Annotated in this window: 5 protein-coding genes; all 5 read right to left on the reverse strand. The window is 49.3% G+C overall.

Annotation, left to right across the window (positions count from 1 at the left end; translation table 11 throughout):
* A partial coding sequence (locus AC3DOM_RS12890) for a 2Fe-2S iron-sulfur cluster-binding protein (protein WP_487919456.1) occupies positions 1-477 on the reverse strand: 477 nt, incomplete at its 3' end.
* A gap of 76 nt (positions 478-553) precedes the next feature.
* Positions 554-1,885: an acetyl-CoA decarbonylase/synthase complex subunit gamma gene (gene acsC, locus AC3DOM_RS12895; protein WP_487919457.1), complete on the reverse strand. Its 1,332-nt coding sequence runs from the start codon at positions 1,883-1,885 to the stop codon at positions 554-556.
* A gap of 91 nt (positions 1,886-1,976) precedes the next feature.
* Positions 1,977-5,621, reverse strand: a complete 3,645-nt coding sequence (gene acsB / locus AC3DOM_RS12900) for an acetyl-CoA decarbonylase/synthase complex subunit alpha/beta (RefSeq protein WP_487919458.1) — start codon at positions 5,619-5,621, stop codon at positions 1,977-1,979.
* A gap of 13 nt (positions 5,622-5,634) precedes the next feature.
* Positions 5,635-7,650, reverse strand: a complete 2,016-nt coding sequence (cooS, locus tag AC3DOM_RS12905) for an anaerobic carbon-monoxide dehydrogenase catalytic subunit (RefSeq protein WP_487919459.1) — start codon at positions 7,648-7,650, stop codon at positions 5,635-5,637.
* A gap of 10 nt (positions 7,651-7,660) precedes the next feature.
* Positions 7,661-8,062 (reverse strand): heavy-metal-associated domain-containing protein, encoded by a 402-nt coding sequence (locus AC3DOM_RS12910; protein ID WP_487919460.1) that lies wholly within the window; start codon positions 8,060-8,062, stop codon positions 7,661-7,663.
* Positions 8,063-8,547: the final 485 nt, after the last annotated feature.

Consider the following 8,547-nt stretch of genomic DNA (forward strand, 5'->3'; position numbering starts at 1 on the left):
TAGCTGTGTCACGCCGGCCTGTTTACGCAAAGCTGTCTGTAAACGGCTCCAGTCGTCAGTCTGGTCATCCATACTGGGAGGCGGCAAGGTGAGCTTGACGCGGCGAATACTTTGACTCAGTTGAGGATCGTAACCAGCAGGGATCACCACTTTGCCTACAGTTCGATCGGTGGTCAACCGACGCTGGATTTTTTCCTGAGGGGGTATGGTGATCTCGGTATCCCCTTCAATGACTGACTGACAGGCCAAAGCATAGCCAGCTGCCACATCTTCAGAGGATAAACGCAAGGTGCTGCGACGACGAATACTCGAATCGCCTTCGGTAACGATGACGGCACAACGCCCACAACGGCCCTGCCCTCCGCAAGGCTGATTGATCTCAATGCCAGCTTTATCAGCGGCTTCGGAGACCAGCGTCCCTGTGGGAACTGTGACAGGCTCAGATGAAATATCGAATTTTACAATGTGTTCAGCCATTTTAGGGATTGGGAGATTTAAGTACCAGGTATCAAATTTATTCTAATTTGATACCTGGTATAAAGCACCTACTATCTTAGACCAAAGATTTCAAATAGGCCGGGATATCAACAGCTTCGCGCGGTCCAACGAGCACGTTCCAATCAGGGAGTTCCTCTTCTAGTTCGCCAGAGAGCACTGCTGTATGGCCGGGGAGGACAATATTCTTCGTGGTGACTTTATCGGCAACTTCAAACCGTTTGACGTCTTTGGCAATCACCTCTGCATCAAATTTGCCGGCTGCCCAGGCAGTCAGTACACTCATACCCTCGGCTTCGGTTACCAACAGCCAGGAAGGATTTCCGGAGCTTTCGACTTCATTGGCAACACTGAAATAGGTAATACTGAAATTAGTGGTCACAAGGACAGGTGAATCGGGACCAGGACCGTTTATTTCGTATATGCCTGGCTGGACCTGGATCGGTTTTTGTGGGTCTGTATAAATATTCTCGCGCAATACCAAAAGGGCGTAGGCTGTTTCCGGGGAGAAATTATCCATCACGATGAAACCGCTATATTTTCCAATGGCTTGCGCGGCCAGAGTAGCCTCAGTCGAGGCATCCCCAACATCTCCGGGGAAACTGATGATCGGGTAACCCAGCGCCCGGAAATTTTTCTTGAGGGCCATACGCCGGGATACTGTATTGGCTGTCAGTGTACCGCGGAAGCCACGTTGGGTGGGCGAAAGCACAAGATCCTTGACGCCAGCTCCCTGCACTTTCTCGGATAAATCCACCATTGCATCAACAGAATCAGCTTCAATAGCCAGTGCGGTATCATACTCTTTTGCCAGGGCCGCCATCGCCTCCCAGTTATCAGCTGTAGCGTGTCCCAACATGACTTTCTCGTCACCACTAATCGCGGCCAGGCCTGCTTTGAGTTGGTCTGCTTCGCCGATGAGTATCAATGGGCGCTGACTAATCTCACGCACCGTGCTGACAGCCTTTCCAAAATCGCCGCCATCAGCCTGGATGACAAATCCACCCATCTCAAGCTCGATGCCGACATAATCGACCATATATGCATCTGCCGGAGAAACTTTGGCTTTGATCTCCTCAGCGCTTTGTGAATCATAAACGCGCAGGAAAAGCCCCGGGCGGCTGTAAAAGGTTTTTTCGTGGCGAAACAGGACCACTTCACTGCCGGCTTTGGCTTCATAGCCATTCGATTTGAGCGCGAAGGGTCGCACGGGAGGTGCAGCAGCTTCTGAAAGCAAGGCCGTTGATTCTTCACTTACATGTGGACATAAGGATAATTCCACCTGCTTTGCTGCCAGCTTCATCGCAAAGGCCAGGCAGGTTGGAAAATCACAATCCTTGCAATTGGTCTTCGGAAGCATTTTATAGATTTCAATACCTGATAGTGCCATTTTTATCTCCGTTTTTTTAAACACAAAGGTCACAAAGGTTTTTCTTCGTGCTTCTTGGTGTCCTTAGTGTTTAGATTTTTCTAAACTAGCATTATCCTGCCAAATCTTCAATAGCTGCGCGTGTGCGCCGCAGGCTTTCAGGGTGTCGCAGGGTAAGAATATCTGCGCCTGCTTCGAGCAGCATGACCGAGGTCAATGTTTCCCAGGTAATGGAGCGCTCAAGCCAGTCGCCCCAGGATTCGGGGACATCCACACCGACTTTTGCCTCTTTTGTTTTCCAGCACTCTTCGCCGGGGGTAACGAGCATCGGCATTTGGGTCATGCTATCGCCCTGCAGGGCAGCCATACGCAAACGCTCCATGACAGAATAGCCATATTCAAATCCATATCCCAACGCGCCTGTGGTCGGATCCATGATGATGCGTTCCAAGGGAAGGCCCATATCATTGATCAAAATATTGAGCTGTTTCGCCAGGTTGACATCCATGGCAGTGCGCGCATTGACCAGATGACCATTGGCCATCGCAGAGGCTACAATGGTGCGGTAATTTTTATCTTCGCAGAGGCCCAGAAGCAATCTCTCACCCTTGAAAGCATCGGCAATCGGCACCATCAATTCATTGTCAATATCAACCTGTCCGGGGCCAAATACCATCAGGGGCAATCCGGATGCTTCAAGCACTTTGCGAACTGCTGCAACGGCTGCATCCGGTTTGGTTGGGTTACCATCGGCATCGGTCACCGAGAGAGTCATCTGAAGCAGATCTGCGCCAGCTTTCTCTGCGGCTTTAGCCCAGGTTCCGGGGTCGTTCATTGCATCGCCCCATTCCTTGAGCAGTAATTCTGACCAGTCGTCAGGGCGACGATCTTTGATCTCAAGGGCAATCACAGGTTTATTGGGCATCGCACCTTCAAAATCCATGAAGGGCATTGCATTTTGACCGCCAACTGTAATCACACTGGTACGAGTACCACCATCAGCGGCAGTGGCGCCAAGCTTGACTTCGCGGACAGAGCCAGGCCAATTTTCTTTGAGAATCTCCGTTTTGGTACCCTCGGCAAGCCAGGGTTTATCAGGAGCAAGTGTTATTTCAGGTTTGGCTGCTGGGGCAGGTGCTGCTTCAACAGGAGCAAACACTTTTGGAGCAGCCGGGATCTGCGGGACGTCCACATCACCAAGTTCTGCCAATGCCCCGACCAGAGAACCGATCAGGGTTTTGACGGAACGCTCCAGACGATCAACACGCTCTTCCATCGAACCGGATACCGCGGGGGCGGAGGGGGGAGCGGGAGGTGTTGCATGGGCAGGAGGTGCTTCTTTAACCTGAGCAACTTCAACAGGAGCTGGTTTCGCAGCCTCAGCTTTCGGTGCTTCTACCTTGGGAGCAGATACAGCATCCACTACCGCTTCTGCCTGGGCGATAACATCATCGGCCCCATCAACTTTAGCGGATGTAGCAACCATGGGGCCCAGATCCAACACGGGGTGGTCTTTCTCTTTCACCCATTCGACCAATTGCTCAACTGTCGTAACTGAATTGCTGTCAGCGATCCGGTCAATCAGATCAGGAATGCCTTCCCGGTCTGCCACACCCTGGAATTCGGTTTGCATACTTTCTTTGAGGTTGGCGCTCATCCAGACGACGCGTTTGAAACCACCATCAGCTGAGATGAATTTGGGGCTGATCAAATAGAATTTACCGATGCCCATCACGCCCGGGGTTTGCATACCGCCACCAGCCATGCCCGCCAAACTGGAGAATTTCATTCCGATGGGGGTCATACCAGTATCTTCTCGGCTGACAATGAAGACACCCTCCACCTCAGGGACATACATGACAATGCATTCGAAACAGCCACAGGCCGTCATCGGGTTTTCCATGATGGAATACATGGAAATGTCCTGAACAACACCATGAGAACCGACTTTGGCGTAATCGAGCGTTCCTGACCAGTAACCAATTTCTTGGTCAAGGAGTTTGCCAAGCGGAATCGGCTGGTTGGGGCCAGTGGGATTGATGCTAAAGGAGGCCTTGCAGTCCAGCCAGTTATAAGCTCCACAAAGTCCGAGGCGCTCAGGGCTGACGATACAAACATGGTTAGGAGCAAAGGATTGACAGAGGGTGCAGGAATAGAATTCATCCACGGCCGTATCGGTCAGATCTGCCAGGCGCTTATTACGATAGTCATAAGCTTCGCGGGCTTTTTCCATCCACTCGGTCACCTGATCTGGCTCGGTGTACAAAGTGACCTTGACCTTATCAACAATGGCACCAAATTCTGCATGCAAACGAGCATATAGAATTGTGCCAATATGTTCCAGTGTAAATCCTTTTTCGGTAGCTTCTCGGGAAATACGGATCCAGGTGATATCACGCTGTCCAATATGCTGCAGCCCCGAACCACCATTTACAAAGTAGTGAATCTGGCGTTCAAGAACAGGTTCAAAATCTTCCTGCAGTTTACGTCCAGCCACTTCGACGACAATACCGAGGTCCATCGATCCTTGATCCTTGACATCGTCAAAGTTGGGACCAACGATCTCGATCACGCCATCGGTAATTTCATCCATATCACGCATTTGCAGATACTCAAAGCAGCGCGAGTATTTTCCACCAAACTCGACGCGCATATCAGCTTTACGGACGACCTCTCCCTCGAATGCCGAGCCATAAGGGATCGGAACCGGAACTTCGGTCATCTTGATCTTGACGCCGCGTATTTCGATGCATTTCTGCACCAAACGTTCGGCGCGTTCCAGATCATCTGCGCCTTCGATTTCGTCAAAGGGCATTGAGATCACATGCTCGTAATCAGTTACGCCTGTTGGCAAAATTTCGGGAATTACAGTATCAGCGATGACCGGGAAACCAAAGTTGATCGCCCCTGCCGCTGCCGCGTATTTTAGATCGTCAACCTCGCCCAAAGCCAGCACAAAGGCAAAAACGCGTTTCTTGTTGTAGAGGAGAATATCGCGTGCCTGGCCTGCATCAATTCCGCCGAAAGTTAGTGCCGAACGAGCGGCAAAACCCAGCGCGTAAATCGCACTGATCGTATCAGTCCCAAAGGGGATCGTATAGGTATCGTAGCCGAGTTCAACACCCTCTTCCTGAAGTTGGTGAATGATACTGCGACCATTGACGTTGCCAGAGAGGAAGACCAAAATATTTCTCTGCTGTAGCTCACGGACAATTTTGACGGCTGTTTCATTGTTTTTTGCCGCACCAACTATAGCCGCAAAACCGGGCATACGACCGTCTACCAACTGGATACCCCAGGAGCGCAATTGAATATCATCAATCGGTCCGTTCAGATGTCCGGCCGGCCCGCCGCCGTTATCAAGCTGAGGATAGGCGGTGCCACCGGTCAGTTCAATTCCGGGGAAAGGTTCGGGTTGTAATCCGTAAACAAAGCGAATGGCCTCGATCACTTCGGCGGCCAGGAGGGTAGCCATACCACTATCCAGGGTTTCTCCCAAATATGGCGTCCAGTGATTTTCGGCGGGTACGGGATGCAGGAGTGAACGAGCGTGATTCAGTGCTTCTCCGAGCTGGCCAAGCGTCTCTATTTCCATGGCGGTCATTGCAAAAATGGTCGGTAAAAAATAAGCCGTATTTGGGAATTCGACTATGGTGTCGGGACCTTTTTCTGATAGCGCCCTCTGAAGCATTGTTTCTGCTTCTATAACCAGTGCGTTAGCACCACGAATGGCGCGAGTTGCAATATATTTTGACATTTTTTATCTTCTCCTAGTCCGCTGCAACGCCGTAGATTGATTCTCGGCGTTCCGAAAGAGGAAGTTTCTCAAGTTCTAACATGCGGGTATCGCCGCTCTTTCCAAAACGAGTTGGATCATATTCTGGCAGGCCCAAATCGGCTCGTTTTTTATCGATATGTGCCAATGTGGCGCGAACCATTTCATCGGGATCGGGGATGAACTCCAGTTTTCCACCGTAGGCTTCTTCCCATCCTTTGCTGAGGTAGTTCAAAACAATATCGCTTTCATCTATTCTGTCTGGCATTCCCCCTACCGGGGAAGAACCACCAAAGATCACGTAAGCACCCGAGGCCACACAGTACGTGGCGATGGCAAGTGCCTTTTCAGACATCCACTCAGGGGCCAAACCAACGGCGGGAACCTGGTCGATATCATCGCCGAGTCCACCTTCCTCAACCATTTGAGTAAGCACGGTCAGGATGCGGGAGTTATCAACACATGACCCCATATGCAATACTGGCGGAATACCGACAGCCTCGCAAATTTCACGCAGGCCCGGACCAACCTTGTCAAGGCCAGCTTCACCTAACAGGAGACCTTTCTTAGCCGCAGCAATTGCACCACAGCCAGTTTCAACTACCAGGACATCTTGTTTTAGCAATTCTTCAGCTACATGGGTAAGCAAATAATCCTGCTGACTACGAGGGTTATTACAACCAACAATAGCCGCTACACCACGGATACGTCCGGAGATGATCCCATCATTAAGCGGGCGGAAGGATGCGCGGTAGGATCCACCCAGCATATAGTTGATATATTCGTGAGAGAAACCAGGGATCAGATCCTGTTTATCATCAGGAATGTGAGTTGCACCACGTTCCTTGAAATTATCAATGGCTGTTTTTAGAATATCTTTAGCTATGGTCATGGCATGACGCTCATCAAATTCCATATGTGTAGCACCTTTGATCTTTACTTTAGATGAGGTAGTAATGATCTTTGTATGGAAATTTTCAGCAAGGTTAACCAACGCTTGCATAATGCACTGCACATCTACCACCATGGCTTCGACAGCACCGGTGAGGATGGAGAGTTCCTGATGCAGGAAGTTGCCCGCAACCGGTACGCCCTGTCGGACAAGGATTTCATTGGCTGTGCAGCAAATACCGGCAAGGTTGACACCTTTTGCTCCGGCAGCTTTAGCATATGCAATGATCTCTGGGTCCTGGGTTGCTGCAGCGATCATCTGACTAAGGGTCGGCTCGTGCCCATGGACAACTACGTTGACCATATCTGTTTTCAAGACACCCAGATTGGCCTGACCATGGACGGGTGCCGGCGTGCCAAACAAAATATCTGAAACATCGGTGCCGATCATGCTGCCACCCCAACCATCAGCCAGAGCGGTGCGTACAGCTTGCTCCATGATATGTTCGTAATCCTGATCGTCGCCCATATGAGTGCGGTGGAGCATATCCACTACTTCACGATCAATACCGCGGGGCTGTACTTTTCGATCTGCCCATATCTTTTGGCGTTTCTGTGAAGCGCGTTTAAGCGGCACAATTGGCCCGACTTGCGAACCGAATTGAGCGATGAACAAATCTGCCAACTCATTGGCGATCTCTTTTGGTGAGCGACCTTCAATGGGAATATCGTAAGTAGCAGCTACATTCCGCAGCTTGGCAACATCCCGGATAACAAATCCTTCGGTTTCATCATTGGCAACTGCCTTTAGGGTGAAGGCCATATCACGACCATGATCTGAATGGGCCGATGCTCCGGCAGCAATCGATCGACCCAGATTTCTGGCCTGGATAGTATCCATGGTTGCACCACAAACCCCGGTCTGACCATCTTTGGTTACTCGGCAGGGTCCCATACCACATAATTTGCAGCACAGACCAGCCGCACCAATATTGCAGGGAGCCATATTATCTGCGCGAGAAAATGCTGTTTCGAGACCTAGTTCATCGGCCCGAATGAGCATTTTTTGGGCTGCGGGATCTATACTTTTTTCCTGGGGTGTTCGTTGTTTTTTAGCCATAATTCTCTCCTTACCCTTCCTCATCCATACCGGTAACAGGTTTCATACCTGGGCAAGGCCATAACGGGCGCCCGCCGTAATTTACTTCTTGCGTAAAGCTGACCTCATTGGCTGTAGCCATTTCTCCAAGGGCAGCTGTGTGCCTATAAGTCGAATCGCCATTCTTCCGGCCATATAATGGCTCTCCTGCCTCAACGGGGATGGGTAATTCACCAATATAACCGGCCTTCTCAAGTGTAGAGGTAATATCTGCCTTTTTGACTTTCTTGGAGTTATAGGTAATTTCAGCAGCACGGAAACCACTGCTGGCATATACTTCTTCTACACCATCCAGATCCATCAATAGGCGCTTAACTTCGACAACATGATGGTCACCATACATGGCCGGTAGTTCAAGCGTTAATACGGTCATAAGTTTCTCCTCCTCGGATTAAAGGTTTTCTCAATAAGTATTCCACAGGGTTAATTTGTTAAAAAACACAAAAGGAGCAAATTTTGCATGCTTATTCAACATACTATTTTTGCTCCTCAATACATGCCAAAATATAAGGATCTTGCAACAATGACTACGATTACAAATAATAAATACGTCTTTGTATGCATTCATAAAAAGCCAGAACCCAAATAGTAGATTTCACAATAACCAAATATATTAATAAAGAATAGAAAAGAAAAAGTGCTGCCCTGCACAACACTGATTAAAGTATAGAATAGGAGGCATTATTTCGTTAGTATTTACTGTCATCAAGATGCTTGATATTTGTCATTAGCTTTTTTATGACAAATATTGCCTATATTTAATCACTTTCATAGCTCCATGATACAATTTTGTTTTATGCGAAAAAAAACCTTCAAATTGCCAATAAAACCTATACTTACAGGTAAAAACAACCATGA

This window comes from Candidatus Desulfolinea nitratireducens, from assembly GCF_982879505.1.

Coding starts and splice junctions, on each gene's coding strand:
- cooS (WP_487919459.1), bottom strand. CDS start 7,650: ATGGCTAAAAAACAACGAACACCCCAGGAAAAAAGTATAGATCCCGCA.
- acsC (WP_487919457.1), bottom strand. CDS start 1,885: ATGGCACTATCAGGTATTGAAATCTATAAAATGCTTCCGAAGACCAAT.
- AC3DOM_RS12910 (WP_487919460.1), bottom strand. CDS start 8,062: ATGACCGTATTAACGCTTGAACTACCGGCCATGTATGGTGACCATCAT.
- acsB (WP_487919458.1), bottom strand. CDS start 5,621: ATGTCAAAATATATTGCAACTCGCGCCATTCGTGGTGCTAACGCACTG.